Below are 23,811 nucleotides of genomic sequence, written 5' to 3' on the forward strand. Positions count from 1 at the left end.
AATATATTCAAAAAGTGATAATTATGAAATTCATTTCAAAAAAGCATTTTTTATGTATTGTTATAGATTAAACGGATAAAACTTTATTTTTCGTATAAATGATATCATTGGGAGTACAATCAAGAATTTCGCACAATTTCAAAAGTGTAAGAACAGTAATGTTTTTATTGTTTTTTAGTCTATTCAAAGTTTTATTATCGATACCTTGTTTTAATAACTGATATTGTGAAATATTTTTCTTCTTCATTGTTTCCCATAATGGGCTATAATCTATCATCATGACCACTCCTTTTTAATCCATTATAAAGAAAATGGAATTTATTAACATTGTGTATATATCCACAATGTTGTATAATGCATTTGTTCAATAAAAATATTTTAACAAATACATAGAAAATATAAAGTTATTTTTTAAGTATTCAATACAAATATTGAACAGGAGGTATAAAATGAAGTTAAAACGTGATGACATAAGTCAAAAGAATATTTGGATAATGATAGTGGGGGCTATTATCATTCTTCTAACAATAACAATATTAAGAAATAAGTCTCAAGCTATAGTTCTTAAAAATAAGTCTTTAACATTAGAATATGGTGAATTGTTATCAATGGAGATAACTGATTATTTAGATCTTGATCAAACCAAGAAAGAAATGATTTCAGATATTAAAATGGATACTTCAGCTATAATATATGAAAATGGTAAAGATTATCCTGCTATAGGAAATTATAAAATTATATTGTCATATAAAAATGAGAAAGCAACTCTTCAGTTGTATGTCAAAGATACAATTGCTCCAGTATTTAAAGATTTTATAACTGAAGTTGAATTTATGAAGGGGAAGCAACCATCAGATGAAGAATTAAAAACATTATTGAGTGTAGAAGATTTAGATGAAACAACAGTACACATTGATCATTCTCGAGTTGATTATACAAAAGTAGGTGTTTATCAAACAACAGTTACTGCTTCTGATTCTTCCCATAATAAAGAAGTCAAAGATATTATGGTGAATATTAGTGAACCGACCCTTCGATTAGATAAAACCAATGCAACATTATATGAAGAAGAAAATCTTATTTTGAAAGCAGAAGTTAAGGGAAATGATTCAAAGGTAACATTTCAATCTAGTGATACATCAATTGTTGTGGTTAATACTCAAGGAAGAGTAACTGCTATAAAAAGTGGAACAGCGACTATTATTGCTGAAGCAAATGGAGTTCAGGCAAAATGTCAAATAACAGTAGAATCGTTACCAAATGGTGCAACAAAAACAATTGAAAAAGATAACCAAGGGAATCAAGTGACAGTGGTAAAGCCTCCAAAGATGAAAGACCATTCAAGTCCTTCATTACATGAATCTGGAGAAACTGATAGAAGTTATGATCTAGCGAGTGCAAAAGAAGCATTTCAACTGCAAAATAGAGAGCGTGCAAAACAAGGATTAGCTGCTCTTCAGTGGAGTGATTCGTTGTATGAAACAGCCAAGATTCGTGCAAAAGAAATTGTTACACAATTTTCTCATACACGACCTAATGGTGGTGATATCTTTGACATGATTCAAATTTCATGGAAAAGTGCTGGTGAGAATATTGGAATGGGAACCCCATTAGCTTCATCAATGGTCAATATGTGGATGAACAGTGCTGGTCATAAAGCAAATATCTTAGCAGACAATACGCATGCAGCAGTCGCAAAATATGGGAACTATTGGGTAACTATCTTTGTCAAACAGTAACAGATATGTTATATAAATATAGCTATAGTTTTTAATTATTTTGAGACTTATGAAAAAGTAACTGTATTTCATGAAAATGAAATACAGTTTTTTGCTTATATGATGTTTCAAAGATAAAAAATATATTGGTTTAAAACGATATATCATATATAATACTAGAGTTAGAAAAGAAAATATGAAGTTTGTCATATATTTAAAATATAGTTTATATATGTATTATATATTATACATATAGTAAAGATTGGGCTATAATGGAAAAAGAAAGGGGTAGGGATATATGTGGATGAAATATATAAAACCTTATCGTATTCAAGCGATTATTGGTTTTCTATTTAAAATGACAGAAGCATTCTTTGAATTAATTGTTCCAATGGTTGTGGCTGATATTATTGATAACGGAATTGCTAAAAATGATTCCAATTATATATTAAAAATGGGGTTTGTTTTATTCTTATTAGCAATCATAGGTTATTGTTGTGCATTGATATGTCAATATTTTGCATCAAAGACTTCTCAGGGGTTTGGAACATATTTGCGTAATGATATGTTTAAAGCAATGAATGCGTATGATTATGAGAATATTGATGATATTGGAACACCATCATTGATTACACGTATTACAAATGATGTGAATCAATTGCAGCTTGCTGTTGCTATGGCTATTCGTTTAGTGTCACGTTCACCATTTTTAATTATTGGTTCATTGATTATGGCATTTCAAATTAATGTGCAGATGGCCTTGATTTTCTTATTAAGTGCACCACTTTTAGCTTTGTGTATTTTTCTAGTTATGTCAAAATCGTTACCATTATATATACGTATTCAAAAACAGTTAGATCGTGTTTCATTAATTTGTCGTGAAAATTTATCAGGTATACGTGTTATTCGTGCTTTCTCTAAACAATTTCAAGAAAAAAATAGATTTGAAGAAGCAACACAAAAACAAAAAGATATGCAAATTAAAGTTGGAAAGATATCTGCTTTATTAAATCCTTTGACAAGTGTTATTGTAAATATAGCAATTATTTTTATTCTTTACATAGGTGGTATAAGAGTCAATGCTGGCTCTTTAACACAAGGAGAGATAATAGCTTTAATTAATTACATGAATCAAATTCTATTGTCTATGTTTGTATTTGCGAATGTTATTGTTATATTTAATAAGGCAAGTGCAAGTTATAAGCGTATTCAGGAGGTTTTAGCGATTCATCCCCATATCCATGATGGGAGTGGAAATACAAATTTTCAAAAGGAAAATCTTATTTCTTTTGATCATGTGACTTTTGCTTATCAGGGGGCACAAGCACTGAAAGATTTAAATTTTAAAATTTTAAAAGGTGAAACAATTGGGATTATAGGAGGAACAGGGTCAGGAAAATCAACTTTAGTTCATCTCATTCCACGCTTTTATGATGTTACACAAGGACAAATTCTGATTAAAGGAAATCCGATTCAAGATTATCCTTTAAAGGGATTAAGAGAAATGATTGGAATTGTTCCACAACAGGCTGTTTTGTTTACTGGTACAATTCGAGAAAATATACAATGGGGAAAAAAGGATGCTTCAGATAGTGAAATAAAAGAAGCATTAAGAATTGCTCAAGCTACTTTTGTTGATGAATTAGATGAAGGATTGGATAGTATGATCCATCAGGGTGGAAAAAATTTGTCTGGTGGACAAAGACAAAGATTAACAATCGCAAGAGCTTTAGTTAAGAAACCGGAAATTTTGATTCTTGATGATAGCGCAAGTGCTTTGGATTTTGCGACAGATGCGGCTTTAAGAAAAGCATTAAAGACACTTGATAGTACGACTATTATTGTATCTCAGCGTGTAAGTAGTTTGATGCATGCAGATAAAATATTGGTACTTAGTCATGGAGAATTGGTTGGTATGGGGAATCATCAAGAATTATTAGAGACGTGTAGTCTTTATCAGGAAATTGCGAAATCACAATTATCTGAGGAGGTAGCATAATGGATATAAAAACAATGAAAAGACTCATTTCCTTTTGTAAACCTTATCTCAAGTATTTATTTATGGCATTGATGTTTTCTGCTCTTCAAATTATATTTACACTTTTAATTCCTGTTTTCATTGGTCAGGCAGTTGATCATATTATTGGAAAAGGTCTGGTTGACTTTGATTTATTAGTTTGGAAGATTATTTTGATTGCAGGTAGTGTTGGGATTGCTGAAATCTTTGATTGGTTAGTTGTAAGAACATCGAATATGATGACTTATTCAATTACAAAGGATTTAAGAACACAACTTTTTTCAAAATATTCTACCTTACCATTACGTTATATTGATTCCCATGCTCATGGTGATTTAATGAGTCGTATGATTAATGATATTGATTTAATTGGAGATGGATTACTACAAGGATTTACACATTTGTTTAGTGGTGTTGCTACAATAGTTGGAACAATAGGATTTATGTTATATATCAATGTTCCTATTGCTATGATTGTTATTATCTTGACACCTTTATCTCTTGTTGTAGCAACTGTTATTGCAAATAAGACATATAAATTCTTTCAGGAACAATTGGCTTTAAGAGGAGAGTTAAGTGGCTATGTTGAAGAAATGATAGGTAATCAGAAGGTTGTGAAAGCATTTGGATATGAAGATGAGAATCAGGTAAGATTTGAAGAAATAAATCATAGGTTATATTTAAGTGGAGTGAAATCACAATTTTTGGGAGCATTGGCAAATCCAAGTACACGTGTTGTGAATAGTATTGTTTATGCTAGTGTTTGTTTAGCAGGTGCTTTGTATGTCGTTGCTGGGAATATGAGCGTTGGTGCATTATCAAGTTTCTTGAGTTATGCTAATCAATACACGAAACCATTTAATGAAATTTCAAATGTATTTACTGAATTGCAAACAGCTTTTGCAAGTGCAGCGAGAGTATTTAAACTGTTGGATACATCAAGTGAAGATATTGTTTTACAGCCTCAAACCATTGAACGGGTGAAAGGACATATTCAAATTCAGAATTTATCTTTTGCATATGAAGAAGGACAATCTCTTATTGAAAATCTCAATGTTGAAGCACAACCTGGACAAACAGTTGCGATTGTTGGACCTACTGGTTGTGGAAAAACAACGTTGATTAATTTACTGATGAGATTTTATGATCCTTTAAAAGGTCAGATTTTGATTGATGGTGTGAATACACAATCGATGGATAGAGAGTATTTAAGAGGACTTTATGGAATGGTTTTACAAGATTCATGGTTGTTTTCAGGAACAATTAAAGAAAATATTGCATATGGTCGAGAAGTGGCTGAAGAAGAAATTGTAGAAGCAGCTCAAAGCGCTCATGCTCATAAATTTATTATGCAATTAAAAGATGGTTATGATACATTGGTGAGTGAAGATGGTGGGAATCTTTCACAGGGACAAAAGCAACTTTTGTGTATTGCACGTATAATGTTAATGAAGCCACCTATGTTAATTCTAGATGAAGCAACTTCTTCGATAGATACACGTACTGAGAAGCAAATACAAGATGCTTTTGATACAATGATGCAAGGGAGAACAACTTTTATTGTTGCCCACCGATTATCAACAATTCAAAAAGCAGATCAAATATTAGTAATGGACCATGGTCATATTATTGAACAGGGTAAGCATCATGAATTGTTAGAAAAGAAAGGTTTTTATCATCATTTATATTATAGTCAGTTTGATTTGAAGAACTAAAAAAAGCGACATGTCGCTTTTTATTTTGAAATAATTTTTCTTAATTCTGTTTTATCAATAAAACGTGTAGAGAAACTATAATCTTTTTGTGCATATACAAAAGACATTTTGTTATTGTAAGTAAAATTAACTTTTTTAAGTTTACGATAATCAATCATCATTCTTCCAACCATCATATTCTTTCGTCCAATCATAACAAGACTTGAAGCAGAATATCCAAATATAACACTCATAAATGCAGCAACATTTAAGCCATTTCTATAAATTGTTAAACTATCATTAAAAAGCCCATAAACCATTGCGCCAATACCACCTATAAAACCAACGATATAGAGTATTGTCAAGAGACCATAAAATATCTTACCTGTTGTATTAAAGCAGAATTTTAGGGATTTATCTAACTTCTTACAACGAAAAATAGTTACAACAATATTAACAATTGTATAGGTGAACCATAGAATAATGATGAGTAATAGAAATGAAAAAATACTTAACAAAATTTCAGCCATAATCCTTAACTTCCTTTCATATGTTATTATTATACATATATTTTTTCATTTCGTATAGAAAAAAATGAAAATATGTGAAATCTTCGACAATTTGGTATATAATACACATCAAGGAAGTGAAAATATGAATAATTTTATGACAAGAGAGACAAGAAATATAGAAATCTGTGAAGTTGATTATATGGGACAATATCAACTTTATCATTTATTCAATAGATTTTCTGAAATAGCAACACGAAGTGCAAAAGAGATTGGTTTATGGAATGAAGAAATGATGAATCAATATGGGTGGGTTGTTGCAAAGCAAACATTACATTTGAATCGTCCCCTCTATTATAAAGATAGAATAGATTTATCAACAACAATAGATAATGGGTCTTTTGTATCTTTTCCAAGATACTATTTCATTACAAAAGATAATCAGGAAGTTGGATACTGTTCATCAATTTGGACATTGATTGATATACATAAAAGAAGAATTGTTTCACCAAAAAGAATTGGACTTCAAGTACCAGAGGTTACACATGAAATTCATTTAGATGAACCAAAAACAATCGACATTGATATACCTATGATATATACAACAACCAGAAAGGTTCTTTATAGTGATGTTGATACAAATCAGCATATGAATAATACAAGATATATTCAATGGGCTTTGGATCTTATTGATTATAATATTCATAAAGAGTACTTTATTAGTGATATGTCTATTCAATATAAAAAAGAGGTGAGACCTTTGGAGGATGTTTTATTATATTTAGCTCATCAACAACAAAGATATATTGTAGAAGGTAAAGATCAAGAAGGAAATGTTTATTTTACAATAGAAATTTATTTCACTAAAAGATAGTTTTCATATTTTGAAAAAAATTACTTGAAAATTATGCTATTATGTATCTGTCCCAAATATCTATAATAGTATTCGTTTTCCCGTAACAGAATACAGATATTGAAATACTACCGAGAGGTAGTTTTTTTGTAATATATATAGTTAAAATTCATATTTTACTCGAATAATAACAAAATGACTATAAGAAATGTTAATGGAGTATATTCAAAGATATGAATTATAATCAAAATATCAGCATATTGATAAAGAATTTGTTATAATGGATATACTTGAAAAGAACGAGGTGATAAAAATAATGAAAGAGTTACATATTCCCCATATTTATAATTCAGAAAAACTCATAGGATATGGTGGTAATCAAGACTGGTTTGAAGATGAATGGGCGCAAAAAGCTGGATGTGCTAGTGTTTTAGCAAGTAATATGTATGCATATTATCAACATCAAGAAACATTTTCAAAAAATCAATTTCTTTCTATTATGAATCGTATGTTTAAGAATATGACTCCTGGACAGATGGGATATCCTTTTTTATATAAATTTGCTAGAACTTTTGTAGATATTTTGGGTGAGGAAGGAATTTATTTACAACCTGTTTATCAAAAGAAATCTAAAGATACAAAACATGCTTTGTCTTTTGTATTAAAGCACATTGATGAGGGTCATCCTATTGGTATGTTGATTCTTTATCATCGAGCCCCTGAATTAAAAGATGATAATTGGCATTGGGTATGTTTAAGTGGATATATAGAAACAAAGGATGGATATGATATTATTTTTTCAGATTGTGGAGAGAGAAGAATCATAAATGCAGATATATTATTTGATACCCATTGTCATAATGTTTATAAGATGGTAAGCATGAAAAAAGATCCTATAAAATAGGATCAATAGAATGCATAATATTTTTCATATCAACTGGTGGATGACAGATGAGTGTCATCTTTTCTTTTGTAATAGGATGAGTAAATATCAATTGAAATGCATGAAGTGCTTGTCTATTCATAAGGTGAGATTTTTCGCCATAAAGACAATCACCTAATAGTGGATGACCAATTGCTGACATATGGACTCTAATCTGATGCTTGCGTCCTGTATCTAGTGTACATTCAACGACAGATAAATCTTGATTTGTAGCAATACACTGATAATAAGTACAAGCTCTTTTACCAGATGAAGATACAATCATACGTTGATTATGATGTCGGTCACGACCAATTGGTTGACATATTGAATGTTGCTTATAACCAGTAAGTTTACCTTTCACAATGGCTAAATATTTTCTCTGAATTTCTTTAATAGACAGTTGATAATCCATTAAAGGCTGTATAAAACTACATTTACAAAATAGTGTTAACCCAGTTGTTTCATAGTCTAATCGATGAATATATCGGACAGGAATATTATATCCACATTGTTGATAATAAGCACTCACTCTATTGGCAAGAGAGTCAGTATGAGAGAGATTATCTGGAAAGACACTTAGAAAAGGTGGTTTATTGACAACCAAGAGAAATTCATCTTCATAGATAATATCTATATCTTCATATTGAGGAGGATATAACTGATCATTTTCTTGAAAGGCTTTGACACTAAAATGATCACCTTTGAGTAATATTGTTGAGGAAGACACAAATCTTTTGTTGACAGTATAATCTTTGTTCTGTTTTAAAAGATGAATTGTTTTTTTAGATAAATGAAATGTATGAAAAAAGTCTTCAATAGATATAGGTGAATGAATAATAAATGTAATATATGGGTAATGAACTTTATAATTCATTAGATTTTATATACAGTGATACGTATATCTATTGTGACATCAAATTCACCTAAAGTATCTAAAACATATCTTCGTTCTTTTTTGATATGATAAAAATGTGGTGTCATTTTTAAGAGATTTAATGTATCTTCACGGTTCTTTAAATGAATTTTTTTGGTAAAGTCATAACTTTTAATGGTTTCAAATGGTAAACGAATATGTTCATCTGATTTTATTTTCACTTCATCATAAATCAATTCTTTAAATTCAACCAAATGTTTATTATTTGCTGTAACATGAATCATATAACCATTCTCTTTTAAACATCTTTTAATTTCTGACTCATTTACAACAGTAAATAAAGCAGTGATGACATCAAGTGAATGATCTTGAATAGGTAAATTCTTTGAATTACCAACAATCCAATAAATATCCTTTGTATATTTTGTAGCCATTTGAATTCCATCTTTAGAAATATCTAAACCATAGAAGGTGCAATCATCACCTAATTCTTGTTTCATACGATAAGTATAATATCCTTCACCACAACCTAAATCTAAAATATGCATATTAGGTTGATAATGATGACGAATATAAGAAACAACTTCATTGAGAATAACATCATAATAGCCTTGATTTAAGTAATTCTTACGACATAACAGACTTTCTTTATTATCACCAGGATTATTACATGATTTATCTGGATTTAATAAGAGATTAATATATTGATTTTTAGCAATATCATAACAATGATTTTGATTACATTTATACGTTTTTTCTTCTAATTGAAGTGTTTGATGACACTTCGGACAAGCTAATTTATGCATAGTCTCACTCCTTTTTAAGCATTATAACATGTTTACTTTTACTTGGGAATATTGGTATAATAGAAAAAGTGAAGGAGGTATGACTTATGGGATTATTTTCTAAGAAACAAAAGGTGGATTATGATGCTTTATTTAAAGAACAGTATAAGTCAGTAAATCAATTGACTATGCAGGCTCATAATGAATTAGATTATGTAATTAAGGAGTCATTATTTGAATTGATTGTTGAAAAGTATAATGAATTAATTACATTTATTGATCAAGGTGCTTCTTATGATAAAGCTCATTTTGAATCTTTAAGAGAAAATGCACAAAAAGAATTAAAAACACTTCAAGATATTAATAAGGATGAACTATGAATATTCGTATAATTCAGGTGATTTTAGATGTATTTGATCATTATGGTGAAAATATCCGTTTTGAAGAAGAGCGTTTTGAAGAAGCATTAAATGATGAAGCACCAGATTTATTAGATGAGTGTTTTTGGATTATCCGTGGTTTTCAAACTGGCATATATGATGCAATGATTTTTGATGAAGATATATATCGTAATGGATATGTCAAATACTTAATGGAGAACATAGAATGTGAAGAAAAAGAAGCTATCTTTATCGTGGCAGTTTTTGAAACAGTTATAACTGAGATTAGTTATTATTTTGAAATTCCTGATATGTTAAGTTTATTACAGGATGCATATGAACGTCAGGATTATCCTCAACTTGCTATTATTGCAAAAACGTATTTCCTAGGTTTTGGAGTTTCGCAGGATTATGAGAAGGCTTTTGAAATTTATTCATATCTTTATGGTCATGGGGATGATTGTGGTGCATATTATTTAGGGTTTATGTATGAACATGGATATGGTATTGAACAAGATATTGAAAAAGCAATGATGTACTATCATAGTCGTCAGGATGATTTAACTGATTATCGACTTGGTACGTTTTATATGTTAGGTCAGTATTTTGAATATGATGCTAAGAAAGCTTATGAGCACTTATCTAGAAGTCATCTTGAAGAGGCATACCTTTATAAAGGGCTGCTCTTAGAAGAACAAAGAAATTTTGCTGGAGCCTTTGAGGCTTATTTTGAAGGTGCACAATTGTTTCAGGTTGAGTGTCTGTATAGAGCTGCTTTATGTTTAAGAATGGGATTAGGTGTAGAGATAGATTTAAAGAAAGCTTATCACTATTTTGAATATGGGTACTTTTTTATGCACAAAGAGAGTACTTATCAATTATCAATGATGCTTTTTGATGGGCTTGTTGTTGAAAAAGATGAAAAGAAAGCTTTGTTATATTTACATCAGGCAGCTCAGTTAAGAAGTCGAGATGCATGTTTGTTATTGGGACAATTATATGAATTAGGAAGATATGTGAAAAAGGATCATCAAAAATCATTGGCTTATTATCAAGTCGCAAGTGAGATTTTGAATCAGTCAAATGAAAAGGAAAGTAGAGAAAATTATGAAAATATATAAAAAGAATGATGAAACATCTTACACTTTAGGCGTGTTTCCAACAATTGAATTATTAAAAAAAAGACCTCAAGATGTCATAAGAGTTGTTGTACATTCTTCTATTATTCAAAATAAAGGTTATCCATTAATTCAAGAACTGTGTCAACAATATCATATACATATAGAAATCCATGATAAGACAATAGATAAATTAAGTCCTAAAAACAATTGTTTTGCAATTGGTGTTTTTAAAAAATATTCAGATCAAATTCAGGAAGGAAATCATGTTGTTTTGGTAAACCCAATGGATATGGGAAATATGGGAACAATGATGAGAACTATGCTGGGGTTTGGATACCTTCATTTGGTTATTATACGTCCAGCAGTAGATATTTTTGATCCAAAAGTGATACGTGCATCTATGGGGGCTATTTTTCATCTCAATATACAGTATTATGATAATTTTGAATCATATTATCAAGAATATAAATATCATGAATTTTATCCATTCATGTTAAAAGGTGCCAAAAATATACATCAAATATCTACAAATAATGTTCATTCATTAGTGTTTGGGAATGAAAGCAGTGGTTTAGATGATACTTATTTGAATTATGGTCAGAGTGTTTTTATACCACATAGTGAAACTATTGATTCATTGAATTTATCAATGGCTTTAGGTCTTACACTTTTCCATTTTTCCAAAGAACAATTTCAAAGAAAAGAGGTACTAAGAGATAATGTATAATTTTGATAAAATTGTAAATAGAAGACAAACAAATAGTATTAAATATGATCGAGAAAAAGCTCAAGATACACGTATTATCCCTATGTGGGTTGCTGATATGGATTTTGAAACATTACCTGAAGTCAAACAGGTATTAATAAAAAGAGCAGAACATGGAATTTTTGGATATGCAGCACCAACTGACTCTTATTATCAATCAGTTATTCATTGGTTAGGGACGAGACATGATTTTCATGTAGAGAAAGATTGGATTATTCCTACACCAGGAATTGTAACAGCATTAAAATTGGCGGTGAGAGCTTATACAAAACCATCAGATAATGTAATGATTATGAAGCCTGTCTATTATCCATTTGATGCATCTATTCAATTGAATGGTAGAACAGTTATAGAATGTCCTTTATCTTTTAATGGAAAACAATATATATGTGATTTTGATGTTTTTGAACAGCAAATTGTGCAAAATAATGTAAAAATGTTTATTTTATGTCATCCTCATAATCCAATTGGAAGAGTCTGGTCAAGAAATGAATTATATCAAATAGGTATGATTTGTAAAAAACATCATGTTTATGTTGTAAGTGATGAAATTCATATGGACTTTGTTTATGGAGATAATCAACATATTGCTTTTTATAATGTTGATCAATCATTTAAAGATTTTACAATTATTTGTACATCACCATCAAAAACATTTAATTTGGCAGCTTTACAAACATCTAATATTATAATAGCCAATGAGGATATGAGAAAAAAATTTGTTGATGAAAAGATAGCATCAGGAATAAGTGATCCAAATATTTTTGGATTAGAAGCATGCATTGCTGCTTATACTTATGGGGCAAAGTGGGTTGATGAACTCTTAGTTTATTTACAAGGTAATATTGATTATATGAAAACTTTCTTTGCAGAACATCTTCCAGAAATTAAAGTGATTGATCCTCAAGGATTATATCTTGTTTGGGTAGATATGAGAAGTCTTGGTATGAATAATCAAGAACTGGAGGATTTTATGTTGAAGAAAGCACACCTATGGTTAGATGAAGGTTATATCTTTGGAACTGGTGGGGATGGCTTTGAAAGATTTAATGTTGCTTGCCCTAGAAGTGTTTTAAAACAGGCTTTGGAACAATTAGAGAGTGCTATAAAAGAAATAAAAGTTACTGTAAGGGCTTAAATCTATAAAAATAGTCAATAATTATGGAAATTTCAATGAAATCAGTGTATGATAGAGTTGTAAAAAATTGAAAAGGAGATTGTAAATATGGGATTAGTTTCAGCAACAGAAATGTTACAAAAAGCAAAAGCAGGACACTATGCTGTTGGTCAATTTAACATCAACAACTTAGAATGGACTAAATCAATTTTATTAACTGCAGAAGAATTAAAATCACCAGTTATTTTAGGAGTATCTGAAGGAGCTGCTAAATATATGACTGGATTTAAAACTGTTTCTGCTATGGTAAGTGCAATGGTAGATTCATTAGGAATTACTGTACCAGTTGCTTTACATTTAGATCATGGTAGTTATGAAGGAGCTAAAGCTGCATTAGAAGCTGGATTCTCTTCAATTATGTTTGATGGTTCTCATTATGGAATCGAAGAAAACATTGCCAAAACAAAAGAAATCGTTGAATTATGCCATGCAAAAGGTGTATCAGTTGAAGCAGAAGTTGGTTCAATTGGTGGAGAAGAAGATGGTGTTGTGGGTAAAGGTGAAGTTGCCGATCCTAAGGAATGTAAAATGATTGCAGATTTAGGAATTGATTTCTTAGCAGCAGGAATTGGAAATATCCATGGAAAATATCCAGCTAACTGGGAAGGTTTAGATTTTGAAGCATTAGATGCTATTCAAAAAGAAACAGGAACAATGCCTTTAGTATTACATGGTGGTACTGGTATTCCAGCAGATATGATTAAAAAAGCAATTACTTTAGGAGTATCTAAAATCAATGTAAATACTGAATGTCAATTATATTTCCAAGAAGCTACACGTAAATATATTGAAGCAGGTAAAGATTTAGAAGGTAAAGGATTTGACCCTCGTAAATTATTAGCACCAGGTGCTGCTGCAATTCAAGAATGTGTAAAAGAAAAAATGGAATTATTTGGAAGTGTAAATAAAGCATAATGAATGAGAAGTTCTTCGGAACTTCTTTTTTTCTTAAAACAAAAAACTATAAAACAAATTCTTATGATACCTACAGAGTGGGAAAAGAAAATGAAATATAGTTTTATTAACATTAACAATTGGATAGAAGAAATTTAAAGATTCTTTTTTTATTTTCACTACATGATTCTCTCTCGATTAAATAACAAGGTAACTGAATCCGCATAGGATTAGGGCAACTGTTATTTAAATATGAATAATACAATAATTTAGCACCTAATTGTCCCATTTCATAAGCGGGAGCATGAATTGTTGTTAACGGTAGGGAAGTGAAATTTGTTGCTTCAATATTATCGAATTCCATAATAGAAATATCTTCAGGAACTTTAATTTTACTATCAAGAAGAGCACGCAAGGCCCCTATAGCAATAGGATCACTAGCTGCGAAAATAGCATCAGGTAAATCATTTGATTGAATCATTTCAATCATCATTTGATATCCAGATTCACTTGTAAATTTATCTTCTCGTATATATTTTTGATATTCCATTTGGTAATTTTGACAATATTTTTCAAAAGAACTACGACGTACATCAAAATATGTATGATTATCATCACTTTGTTCAATACCTCCTAAAAAACCAATCTTCTTATGACCTAAAATATGAAAATAATCTACAACCTGTTTCATTGCATCATCAAAATCTAAGACAATACATGCTTCACTACAGGGATTTACTAAATCCATATCTAAAAGAACAAGATTCTTACATGAATTTTTTAATTTACGAATATATTCAATACTAAATTTCCCTAAACAGATAATACCACTAACATCATAAAAAGATTCAAAAAGATTAATATCATCTGAAAAAATACGTTTAACAGCAATTTGTTGAGATTTTAAGAAATTCTCTACGCCTTGTCTTAAAGCAAGATAATAAGGATCACATATTTCTTCTTGAATTGAATACCATTGTATAATCGCAAAAGTCGCTTTTGGACTTTTTTTAGGTTTAACAACATATTGTAATTGTTTAGCTGCTTCAAGAACAGTTTTTTGTATCTTCCGTAACACTCAACGTTTCATCATTATTTAAAATACGTGAAACAGTGGCTATAGATACATTTGCAAGTTGAGCTACGTCTTTTAATTTAGCCATTTATATCTTCTCCTATAATATATTAATTATATCATAATTTATAAAAAATACTATATTTTCATAAAACGACAGTAAAATTAACTAAAACTTAAGTGAAATAATAATAAAAATATTATTATTTTTAGTAAATATATTGACTTTTTAACTAGTCAAAGTATAATGAAATTGAAATAACATTGATTTAGAGGAGGTAAAATATGGTAAAAATTAGAAAAGTTTTATTTATGAGTTTAATTAGTAGTATGATTATTGGAATGTCGCCCTCGAATGTTTATGCGAGCGAAACGATTAATGCCAGGGTAGAAGCACGTTATAGTTCTAATCGTATTTCCTGGAATAATGTGAGTGGTCATGACAAATATAATGTTTATAAAGTTGGTGATGATGACACGAAACTTTCTCTTATAACAACAGTAACAGGTCAAGAATATATTGATGAAACTGCTGGAGTCAATACACAAGAAAGATACGTTATCAAATGTAATGATGATGAAAGTATTCAATCATCTATTGTTAAAGATTCATATAAGACTGGTATTGAAGCGGTGCAGGGACATGCCAGGGACGAAACAAATAATTTTCATGTTTCTTTATCAGGTGGAAAAGAAAAATTTGATGGGAATACGGTTCTTGAATTTTCTCATAATATTAGTTTATTACAAGAATTAAAGAAAGGGACAGTTTTAATTTCTTTTAAACCAGATGAAGAGAAGACTGTTAAAAATAGAGAAATTCTATTAAATATTAAAGATAAAAGTGCTGTAACAGCTAGTGGTCATTACGTGAATGATAGTTCAAATCCTGCTAATTGCATTAGTTTTATGCAAGGAACAAAAGATATAATAAGATATAATTTTAGTAGTACTGTTAAATATAGTCTAGAAGAAGCAATTGCTGAAAATGATTGGACTACTTATAGTTTATCGGTACAGACTGAAGGACAAAATTCTTATTTTAAAAATAGAGTAAATGGTGAAAAAAAGCAAACTCAATTTGACTATGATCATAATGGTAATTATTTGCTTAACTTTTTAAATAATAGTTCTATTACAAAATTAGACTATTTAACAATTGGAGGAGCTGTAAATAATGGTATAAAGGTAGCTAGATTTAAAGGTGAAATCGCTTATGTCACAATTACAGATGAAGTGATGTCCGACGAAGAAACAAAGGCTTATACAGCAGCTGTTACAGCCAAATTGAATAAAAATGTATCATTAGGGTCACAAATAAGCAATATGTTTAATAAAAATGCAGATAATACATGGTTGTTTGTTGGTGGTGAAGAGGTTCAGGGAAGTTATGATCAAGTTCAAGGCATGAGAAATTATGTGAGTCATTTTGAGGAATATATAAGATGGACCAAAACAAGTGATATTATTGAAAGAGAACGCTATGTAATGAATGCAGGGAGAAAAGGGCAAACATTAACAGATATAAATAATAATTTCGAATCATATAAAAATGAGTTTAATCCTAAAGCGATGGCCTATATGGTTGGAAAAGAGGATTATAGTCAAGATGATGTAAGTGGCTTTAAAGAAGCATTAAAAACGTTTATCAATTCATCTTTATCTTTGAAAAATAATCAAGGCTTTGCAGTCATCCAAAAACCACATACTGTTTATAATACACAAACAGATCAAGTAATTCAAAAATATTGTCAGGCAGTTGATGACGTTGTAGCAGAATTTACAACAGCAAAGAATGATCAAAGAATAGTTGTCGTTGATCATGATGTAACAGAAGATTCATTAAAAAATGGATTGTTAAATCAAAGTGGTCATTATAAAATCGGTGAACAATTAAGTGAGGCAACTATCGAAACAACAAGCCTTTATCCTTGTACAAAAGGTATTGATTTTAATCTTAAAAATATGAATACAGTAGAAACATATGCTCAAGACATTGTACCTAGTATTCAAAGTACTGATAATTCTTTAGAGGTTGAAATACCAGAATATAAAGATATTCAAGAATGGGTATATACTTTAACATTGAATGATAAAACGATAACTGATGAAGTCAATCATAAATTTAGTATTTCTTCATTGGAAAAAGGGACAGAATATAGTTTAAAAATTCAATCAAGAGATGGCAAAGTACAAATCAGAACAATGAGTGGTACTATTGGAAATGGTCAACAGGCAAGTGTAAAAAAACAAACATTAACAACTTTACAACAACAATTAAAAACAAAGATGGAAAATGATGATTCATTGACATGGTTGTTTATGGGTGATTCTATTACACATGGGGCTGCTTATACCCTAGGACAAGATACAGTTGCTCAATCATTTGAAAAATATTTAAAAGATGATTTAAAAAGAAGCAAAGATATAGTTATTAATACAGCTGTTTCAGGAGCAACAGTTAATGGAGCAAATGAAAAAGATACAGATAGTTCAACATTAAAACATATTCAAGCTAGGTTGAATGATTATAATCCTGATGTAATTTCTATTATGTTAGGAACAAATGATATAGTAAGAACAAGAGAATTTTATAAAACAAATTTAAAAACACTTGTTGATAAGGCAAAGGAAAAAACAGACATTGTTGTTTTAAGATCACCGTTACCAACACAATGGACGGATAGAGATCCAAAATGTAAAGAGTTTACAGAAGTTATGAAAGAAGTTGCATATGAAAGGGATTGTATTTTTATAGATCAGTATACGCCATTTTATGATATTGTGAGTAAATATCCATATATGTATCAAGATCAATATCATATTTATGGTGATAATTGGGCATTTACAAAAGGCGCACTTCATCCAGGCGCTAATGGACATTTAATGATGACACATCAATTTATTGAAGGAATTGGTATTCTAGATGAAGATACATTTATACCTAACACTTTTATAACAATGCCATTTAATACTGTAAAGAATACAACAACAAACTTACATTTTGATAAAACTAAAAATTCAATATCGTTTAATACAAATCAGTTAAGTGGAGTTAAAGATATAAAATTAACAGTTCAAATAGGAACAAAGACATATGAAACTGTTGGTGATGATGGCATATTAACTATTGATGGCTTGCCTTCTCATCAAGAATATAAAGTGTCAGTCTCTGGATGTAGTATTACAAAAGCAGAATTGATTTCTTATATATTACAGGATATTGAATTAACTGATAAAGAACAGTTAAATGAGTTGATTAAAGAATGTGATAAAAAAGATTTAAGCGAATATACAACAAGTTCAAAGGAAATATTTGAAGAAGCCTTAGCATCAGCTAAAACTGTTTATAAAAAAACAAATCCAACAATAAAAGAAATAGATGATGCAATGACTGCATTAAATGATGCTATTGAACAATTAGTGAAACCATCACAATTAGAAGTAGAATTAGATAATGATTTATTAGTAGATGATATAGATCAATTCAAATTAATGATTAGAAATGATGTAAAAGCTCAAGCTATCATTAAAGAAGCTTCAGATAAGGGACAAAAGATTGTGGTTAAGCTTGCTTTTGTTGAACAGAGACAAAGAGCACGTATGAGAATTGAAAATAAATTAGGAATTTATAGTTTAAAAGCTTTATTAATGGTAGATGATGAAGAAGTTTATGAGTTTGATAATACAAATACATTGATAAAAGTCACAATTGATATTCCTGATCAATTATTAAATGATGAAGTGAAATCATTCTATTTGGTTAAAAATATAGAAGACGAGTATCCAAAAGTTGCTTTTGAAAGAAATGGAAATAAAATTACTTTTAATGGTCAAGTAGGAAGTCAATATAGTTTTATATATGAAAAGAAAGAGGATGGAGTTGAAGAACCATCTCAAGATGATAATAAACCAAATCACGGGAATACAAATACACAAGTAGATAATAACAAACAACATTCTCTATTCGTAAACAAAGTACAAACATCAGATGAATATCAGTCAGAATTATATATTGTCTTACTGGCTGCAGCACTCATCATACCAATCATATTAAAAAAGAAGGAAGGGATAACCAATGAAAAAGAATCAAACGATTAAAGTTTTATTGGCAGCTGTGTTATCATTCTCAATCATTGCTGGAGTGACAAACTCTTTTGCAGAGAATACGATAGAACCAATAATACAATTAGAAAATAAAAAACTAGAAGGTAATCTTGCTAATGCAACAGCACAAAGTACAGATATCAATACATCAGAAAATTTAACAAAAGTTAAATCTGCAATGAAATCAGGGAGTATTACTTTAAGATTTAAATTTAACAATAAGATTGAAAATGGTAGCGAAGCTGTTGGATTGTTAAGTCTATCAACAACAGAAACTTCAAATAAGTATGCTGTTTTAGGAGTTAAAAGGAATAGTGAAACAGCAGATCAGATTCTATTTGAGCGAAGAAGTAATTTTGGTCCTGATATTGCGACTTCTAGTATTTCGTTAGAATCAAATATATTGAACAATACAAACTGGCATACACTCACTTATACATTTAAGGAAACTGATACTACAAATTCAAACATGACAGTTTATTTAGATGGTCAGAATGTTGGAAATATCAATGTTGAGTATACTCACTTTAATAAAGTTAAAGATGGATTTAATATTGTTACTTTAGGTGGAGTAGTGGTGGTGGACACTAACCCTCTAAAATATCCTATGAATGGATCAATGGATATAGTTCAGATTCATGATCAAGTGATTAATGATGATCAAATCAAAGAGCTACATACACCAACAGATGTTGTTGAACTCCCAGAAATGACAAAGTTGTGGGAAAAAGGAACAAAAATTAATTCAGGAGAAGAAAGCGACGATCCAGATGGTGTGGCTGTCAGTATGTATAGAATTCCTTCCATTGTGAAAACAGATAGTGGAAAACTTATAGCAGCAGCTGATGCCAGAAAGTACCATTATAATGACTGGGGAGATATTGCAACAGCAGTAAGAATCAGTACAAATGATGGTAAAACTTGGGGTGAAAATAAAGTTGTTATAGATATGCCTACAAATAGTAATTTTGATAAGAGTAGAGATTTTATTGAAGATGGATATTATCCAAATTCTAGACGTACTCAATCAGCAGTTGCTATAGATCCTGTTCTTTTACATGCTGATGGAACAACATATTTATTTGTTGATATTTGTCCAGAGTCAAATGGAGCTATAGATGCAACTTCAACAAGCGCATATGAAAAGATTAAAGGAAAATGGTATTTAAATCTTTATGATAGACAAAATAACCGATATACAGTTAAAGAAAATGGTGTTGTTTATGATGGAAGAGGAAATAGAACTGATTATGTTGTACAAGGATATAATGCAGAAACATTAACAAGTACAAGTAATGGAGAATTATTGAAGAAAGGTGTTAATGTTGGAAATATTTATTTAAATGGTTCAGGAACAAAAAGTGGAGAATTACATGTTTTAAAAACTGTTTATGTTTGGATGTTTACAAGCACAGATGATGGGGAAACTTGGGATCAACCAAGAGATTTAACACCATATATTAAAGAAGATTATATGAAATTTGTGGGAACAGGGCCTGGTGCTGGTATTAAAGCTAAAAAGGCTGATGGTTCAACTCGTTTAATCTTCCCAATTTATTACACAACAAATGGAGTTGGAACAAATTTAGGTAGTCAAAGTTCAGCAAACATTTATAGTGATGATGGTGGAAAGACTTGGATAAGAGGAGAATCTCCTAATGATGGAAGAATTGTAAATAAAGGAACAGATGAAGAAAGAACAATTACTTCACAAACTTTAAATAATCAAAAAGGTGATTCTACATATGAATTGACAGAAAGTCAAATTGTACAATTAAATGATGGCAGATTAGTTCAATTTATGAGAAATACTTCTTTTCTTGATGCAGATAGAGATTATGGAGTTGTTCAATATGCGATAAGTGAGGATTATGGAGAAACTTGGGGACAAGTTTATGATACTGATATTCGTGAACCATATTGTCAATTATCAGCAATTACAGTTCAAGCAGATTTAGATGGTAAAGGCAGTAAAGAATATATTGCGATTTCTAATGCTAGTGGAAATGAATATAGTACAAAAACGTTACCACATGATACAAAAAAATCAAGAAAAGTAGGACATATTAGATTATGTGAAATAAAAGGTGATGAATTAAATGTTAAATATGATAAAACAATTGATGATGGAGGATTTGCATATTCTAGTTTAGTTCAAATTGATGATAATCATCTTGGTATCGTATATGAAAAAGAAGGCTATATTATGCAGTATATGAAAGTAAACTTTGATTACCTTACTGAAAATAAAGTGAATGTTTTCTCACCTAAAGTCAAAAGCATAAAGATTGATAATGAAAATAAAGTTGTTCAAGCTAATGATGAATTGGCAATTAAAGTGACTTTTGATCAGACAGTTTTTATGGTGAATGGTCAAACACGTCAACTTGATTTGAAGATTAATGGAACAAATGCAACTGCAGAATATGTTTCTGGTTCAGGAACAAATGAATTAATCTTTAAATATGTTGTTAAAGATAATGATAATGGAGAAATTGCGGTTTCTATTGAAAATGATGCAATAATAGATACTGTCTATGGTCAGTCTTTTGATAAAGAAAAGAATAATAATAAACTTTATACAATTGCTTATATTGGAAATAACCAAGCAGATAAAGCAAAAGATATCCCATTAGCTAATGCTAGAGGAAGTGCGACAATCAAGTCAACAAAAGCTTTAAATGCACTTGATGATGATTCTTTATCATATTGGACAACAAATGTAAATGGGAATGGGGCATATTTTATAGCGAATTTAAAAAGTCCATCAACTGTTAATGGTATAAGATATTTACCAAGACAAGGCAATGATGAAGGTAGAATTACAAGTTATGAAGTTTATGTGAGTTCAGATGGAAATACATATGATAAAGTAGCAGCTGGAACATGGATGGCATCTGATGGATGGAAATCTATTTCATTTGCTGAAAAACTAAATATAAAATATGTGAAATTAGTCATTAAAGGTGCAGCAAAACCTTCTACAACGACACAAAAGAATGCTGTTGCAAGTATTGCTGAAATGCGTGTGACAGGAACATCTACATTTATTAAAGATAATTTGGATGCAGAGATTACTTCTCGTTATAGTACAGTGAGACTAAGCTGGAATGATGTAGCATCAGCAGAACAATATGTTATCTCTGTTTCAGACCAAGAAAATGGAACATATGAAGTCATTAAAACAATACGTGCTTCTCAAAATCAAAATGAATTTATTTATGAATGTGGATATGGTAAAGATTATTATTACAAAGTGACTGCTAAAAACAATGATGGAATTTTAGATGAACAAATTTTACATGACACTCAGGTAAGCTTTGATGGATTAAAGAATAATTCTATTATCAATAAGATATTTGAAGAAGGAAATCAAACATTTGATGGACAAAGAGTTGAAACTTTGCAAGATAGTGATATCAATTCTGATAATCATTCATTACAAGATTTAAAATTAATGAAGACAGGATCAATTATTGTTAAATTTAAACGTTCTTCAACAGATAGTGGTAATAGTGCATTATTTGGTATCAATACTGCCACTTCTGAATTAAAAGGAAATGGAACATATGCTTCTTTAGTTATTATGAATAATAATATCTTAAAAATTATTTATGGAAAAGATGGGTCACAGGCAGGATTTATCAATAATACTTTAAGTCAGGATGAATGGCATACATTGGTATTGTCTATTGATTCTTATCAATATTGTTTAACTGTTGATGGGCAGGAAGTAAAAGTAAATAATACAGGTTCTTTTGAAATGTTCTCACAGATAACGTCTTCAATTAATAGTGTTTCAATTGGTGGACAAAATGGAATAACTAATTTTAAAGGTGAAATTGAATATGTGTTAGTCACTCAAGAAATTTTAACAAGTCAGGAAGCTATAGATTTAACTACTGGTTATACAGAAGCAGTAAATAAAGATGAACTTATAAAAGCTATTCAAAGTACAAAGACTATTAATCTCCAAGAATATACAAATTCATCTGTTAGCAAATATATAAAAGCATTAGAAAAAGCAAATATGATTAATGAAGCTGCAAGACCATCTCAGGAAGAAGTAGATAAAGCAACAAAGAATTTGATGACTGCAATTGAAGAATTGATTAAGATTGCTTATGAAAATAATACAGTCAATATTACTCCAGTTACAATTGAAGATGAAGTCAATAAAGTTGTTGTTGGATTTAAAGATTTAGAAGAAGCTGAAAAAGTATTAAAGAATGATGCAATGGCTTTAGATATTGTTAAAAAGGAATTAAAGAAAGGAAGTTATGTGGAAGTTGTTGCAGAATCATCTGCACTTCCAGTGTCAGATTTAAGTACAACAGATAAGACTCAACTTAATGAGTATCTTAAAGATATTGAAAAAGATGAAGATACAGAAATCGGTCAATATTTAGATGTAAGTCTAGCTATTTATGCGAAAGATAGCCAAAATACTTCTGAGAAAAGAGAAATTGCAAGACTTGATGAAACATCATTATTGTTAGATTTTGAAATTGATTTAGATGAAAAATTTAATGATAGAGGAGTAACGATCTATAGATTACATGAAAATGATGATGGTTCAAAAACGATTGATACTCTTTATACAACAAAGGAAAATGGTAAGGTTATTTTTGAAAGTCATTTATTCTCTGAATTTATAATGGTAGTTGATAAAGAAAAAACATCTGAAGTAAAACCTAGTGATTCTACAAAACCAGATGGAAATAAACCAGATGGTTCTGAAAATCCAAATACAGATAATCCAATGAATCAAGATGATAAGACATCATCTTCTCAAGTGAATACATCTGATAGTACTCGTTCTGTCGAAATGTTAATAGGATGTATGGGAATTGCAGCTGTTATTTACTTTGTTGTAAGTAAAAAGAAAAAAGAAGAGACAAGATAGAAAGGAGTCA

General features: G+C 29.8%; 18 protein-coding genes. 12 read left to right on the forward strand and 6 right to left on the reverse strand.

What is annotated here, in order from left to right; genetic code table 11:
- Positions 1-67 precede the first annotated feature (67 nt).
- Entirely contained in the window at positions 68-277 is a 210-nt protein-coding gene (locus GQF29_RS11325; protein ID WP_008787445.1) for a helix-turn-helix domain-containing protein, read from the reverse strand.
- 172 nt (positions 278-449) lie between these two features.
- On the opposite strand from GQF29_RS11325, the gene GQF29_RS11330 reads away from it, so the two are divergent.
- From GQF29_RS11330 to GQF29_RS11340, 3 genes are all read left to right on the forward strand, one after another.
- On the forward strand, positions 450-1,739 hold the full coding sequence (locus GQF29_RS11330) for a CAP domain-containing protein (protein ID WP_008787446.1): 1,290 nt from the start codon (positions 450-452) through the stop codon (positions 1,737-1,739).
- A gap of 283 nt (positions 1,740-2,022) precedes the next feature.
- A complete protein-coding gene (locus GQF29_RS11335; protein ID WP_428074322.1) occupies positions 2,023-3,717 on the forward strand; it encodes an ABC transporter ATP-binding protein in 1,695 nt (564 codons plus the stop codon).
- Complete coding sequence (locus GQF29_RS11340) at positions 3,717-5,450, forward strand: ABC transporter ATP-binding protein (RefSeq protein WP_008787448.1); 1,734 nt, start codon at positions 3,717-3,719, stop codon at positions 5,448-5,450. Before GQF29_RS11335 ends, GQF29_RS11340 begins: the two co-directional genes overlap by 1 nt.
- Positions 5,451-5,470: 20 nt before the next feature.
- Here the strand turns inward: GQF29_RS11340 and GQF29_RS11345 are convergent, their stop codons facing one another.
- Positions 5,471-5,959 (reverse strand): hypothetical protein, encoded by a 489-nt coding sequence (locus GQF29_RS11345; protein ID WP_008787449.1) that lies wholly within the window; start codon positions 5,957-5,959, stop codon positions 5,471-5,473.
- 124 nt (positions 5,960-6,083) lie between these two features.
- Here GQF29_RS11345 and GQF29_RS11350 point away from each other — a divergent pair, with 124 nt between their 5' ends.
- Both GQF29_RS11350 and GQF29_RS11355 read left to right on the forward strand, forming a co-directional pair.
- Positions 6,084-6,812 carry an acyl-[acyl-carrier-protein] thioesterase gene (locus GQF29_RS11350; protein WP_008787450.1) on the forward strand — a complete coding sequence of 243 codons (729 nt, stop codon included), beginning with the start codon at positions 6,084-6,086 and terminating at the stop codon, positions 6,810-6,812.
- A 295-nt stretch (positions 6,813-7,107) separates the two neighbouring features.
- Positions 7,108-7,695 (forward strand): C39 family peptidase, encoded by a 588-nt coding sequence (locus GQF29_RS11355; protein ID WP_008787451.1) that lies wholly within the window; start codon positions 7,108-7,110, stop codon positions 7,693-7,695.
- On the opposite strand, the gene GQF29_RS11360 is transcribed toward GQF29_RS11355, so the two are convergent.
- On the reverse strand, positions 7,685-8,590 hold the full coding sequence (locus tag GQF29_RS11360; protein ID WP_008787452.1) for an RluA family pseudouridine synthase: 906 nt from the start codon (positions 8,588-8,590) through the stop codon (positions 7,685-7,687). The two genes, GQF29_RS11355 and GQF29_RS11360, sit on opposite strands and share 11 nt — an antisense overlap.
- Positions 8,590-9,396: a methyltransferase domain-containing protein gene (locus tag GQF29_RS11365; protein ID WP_008787453.1), complete on the reverse strand. Its 807-nt coding sequence runs from the start codon at positions 9,394-9,396 to the stop codon at positions 8,590-8,592. Before GQF29_RS11365 ends, GQF29_RS11360 begins: the two co-directional genes overlap by 1 nt.
- Before the next feature lie 86 nt (positions 9,397-9,482).
- Between GQF29_RS11365 and GQF29_RS11370 the strand changes: the two genes are divergently transcribed.
- The 5 genes from GQF29_RS11370 to fba all read left to right on the forward strand — a co-directional run bounded on the left by GQF29_RS11370 (position 9,483) and on the right by fba (position 13,734).
- Entirely contained in the window at positions 9,483-9,755 is a 273-nt protein-coding gene (locus GQF29_RS11370; protein WP_008787454.1) for a hypothetical protein, read from the forward strand.
- Positions 9,752-10,876: a tetratricopeptide repeat protein gene (locus GQF29_RS11375; protein WP_008787455.1), complete on the forward strand. Its 1,125-nt coding sequence runs from the start codon at positions 9,752-9,754 to the stop codon at positions 10,874-10,876. Before GQF29_RS11370 ends, GQF29_RS11375 begins: the two co-directional genes overlap by 4 nt.
- Complete coding sequence (locus GQF29_RS11380; protein WP_017143908.1) at positions 10,863-11,603, forward strand: TrmH family RNA methyltransferase; 741 nt, start codon at positions 10,863-10,865, stop codon at positions 11,601-11,603. The genes GQF29_RS11375 and GQF29_RS11380 overlap by 14 nt, the downstream gene beginning before the upstream one ends.
- Complete coding sequence (locus GQF29_RS11385) at positions 11,596-12,780, forward strand: MalY/PatB family protein (RefSeq protein ID WP_008787457.1); 1,185 nt, start codon at positions 11,596-11,598, stop codon at positions 12,778-12,780. The genes GQF29_RS11380 and GQF29_RS11385 overlap by 8 nt, the downstream gene beginning before the upstream one ends.
- A gap of 87 nt (positions 12,781-12,867) precedes the next feature.
- Complete coding sequence (gene fba, locus GQF29_RS11390; protein WP_008787458.1) at positions 12,868-13,734, forward strand: class II fructose-1,6-bisphosphate aldolase; 867 nt, start codon at positions 12,868-12,870, stop codon at positions 13,732-13,734.
- A 112-nt stretch (positions 13,735-13,846) separates the two neighbouring features.
- On the opposite strand, the gene GQF29_RS11395 is transcribed toward fba, so the two are convergent.
- Together GQF29_RS11395 and GQF29_RS11400 are read right to left on the reverse strand one after the other, a co-directional pair.
- Positions 13,847-14,791, reverse strand: coding sequence for a substrate-binding domain-containing protein (locus GQF29_RS11395; RefSeq protein ID WP_008787459.1), 945 nt, complete (start codon positions 14,789-14,791; stop codon positions 13,847-13,849).
- Entirely contained in the window at positions 14,760-14,876 is a 117-nt protein-coding gene (locus tag GQF29_RS11400; protein WP_017143906.1) for a LacI family DNA-binding transcriptional regulator, read from the reverse strand. The genes GQF29_RS11395 and GQF29_RS11400 overlap by 32 nt, the downstream gene beginning before the upstream one ends.
- Before the next feature lie 197 nt (positions 14,877-15,073).
- Between GQF29_RS11400 and GQF29_RS11405 the strand changes: the two genes are divergently transcribed.
- On the forward strand, positions 15,074-18,889 hold the full coding sequence (locus GQF29_RS11405; protein WP_008787460.1) for a GDSL-type esterase/lipase family protein: 3,816 nt from the start codon (positions 15,074-15,076) through the stop codon (positions 18,887-18,889).
- Positions 18,867-23,801, forward strand: a complete 4,935-nt coding sequence (locus GQF29_RS11410) for a discoidin domain-containing protein (protein WP_160340810.1) — start codon at positions 18,867-18,869, stop codon at positions 23,799-23,801. Before GQF29_RS11405 ends, GQF29_RS11410 begins: the two co-directional genes overlap by 23 nt.
- Positions 23,802-23,811 lie beyond the last annotated feature (10 nt).

The sequence above is a fragment of the Coprobacillus cateniformis genome (genome assembly GCF_009767585.1).
Lineage (GTDB): Bacteria > Bacillota_I > Bacilli_A > Erysipelotrichales > Coprobacillaceae > Coprobacillus > Coprobacillus cateniformis.

What these genes read in the sequence shown, in the direction of transcription:
- GQF29_RS11355 (WP_008787451.1), top strand. Translation starts at nt 7,108, where the DNA reads ATGAAAGAGTTACATATTCCCCATATTTATAATTCAGAAAAACTCATA.
- GQF29_RS11405 (WP_008787460.1), top strand. Translation starts at nt 15,074, where the DNA reads ATGGTAAAAATTAGAAAAGTTTTATTTATGAGTTTAATTAGTAGTATG.
- GQF29_RS11380 (WP_017143908.1), top strand. Translation starts at nt 10,863, where the DNA reads ATGAAAATATATAAAAAGAATGATGAAACATCTTACACTTTAGGCGTG.
- GQF29_RS11365 (WP_008787453.1), bottom strand. Translation starts at nt 9,396, where the DNA reads ATGCATAAATTAGCTTGTCCGAAGTGTCATCAAACACTTCAATTAGAA.
- GQF29_RS11375 (WP_008787455.1), top strand. Translation starts at nt 9,752, where the DNA reads ATGAATATTCGTATAATTCAGGTGATTTTAGATGTATTTGATCATTAT.
- GQF29_RS11370 (WP_008787454.1), top strand. Translation starts at nt 9,483, where the DNA reads ATGGGATTATTTTCTAAGAAACAAAAGGTGGATTATGATGCTTTATTT.
- GQF29_RS11360 (WP_008787452.1), bottom strand. Translation starts at nt 8,590, where the DNA reads ATGAATTATAAAGTTCATTACCCATATATTACATTTATTATTCATTCA.
- GQF29_RS11325 (WP_008787445.1), bottom strand. Translation starts at nt 277, where the DNA reads ATGATAGATTATAGCCCATTATGGGAAACAATGAAGAAGAAAAATATT.
- GQF29_RS11410 (WP_160340810.1), top strand. Translation starts at nt 18,867, where the DNA reads ATGAAAAAGAATCAAACGATTAAAGTTTTATTGGCAGCTGTGTTATCA.
- GQF29_RS11345 (WP_008787449.1), bottom strand. Translation starts at nt 5,959, where the DNA reads ATGGCTGAAATTTTGTTAAGTATTTTTTCATTTCTATTACTCATCATT.
- GQF29_RS11340 (WP_008787448.1), top strand. Translation starts at nt 3,717, where the DNA reads ATGGATATAAAAACAATGAAAAGACTCATTTCCTTTTGTAAACCTTAT.
- GQF29_RS11350 (WP_008787450.1), top strand. Translation starts at nt 6,084, where the DNA reads ATGAATAATTTTATGACAAGAGAGACAAGAAATATAGAAATCTGTGAA.
- GQF29_RS11335 (WP_428074322.1), top strand. Translation starts at nt 2,023, where the DNA reads ATGAAATATATAAAACCTTATCGTATTCAAGCGATTATTGGTTTTCTA.
- GQF29_RS11330 (WP_008787446.1), top strand. Translation starts at nt 450, where the DNA reads ATGAAGTTAAAACGTGATGACATAAGTCAAAAGAATATTTGGATAATG.
- GQF29_RS11385 (WP_008787457.1), top strand. Translation starts at nt 11,596, where the DNA reads ATGTATAATTTTGATAAAATTGTAAATAGAAGACAAACAAATAGTATT.
- fba (WP_008787458.1), top strand. Translation starts at nt 12,868, where the DNA reads ATGGGATTAGTTTCAGCAACAGAAATGTTACAAAAAGCAAAAGCAGGA.
- GQF29_RS11400 (WP_017143906.1), bottom strand. Translation starts at nt 14,876, where the DNA reads ATGGCTAAATTAAAAGACGTAGCTCAACTTGCAAATGTATCTATAGCC.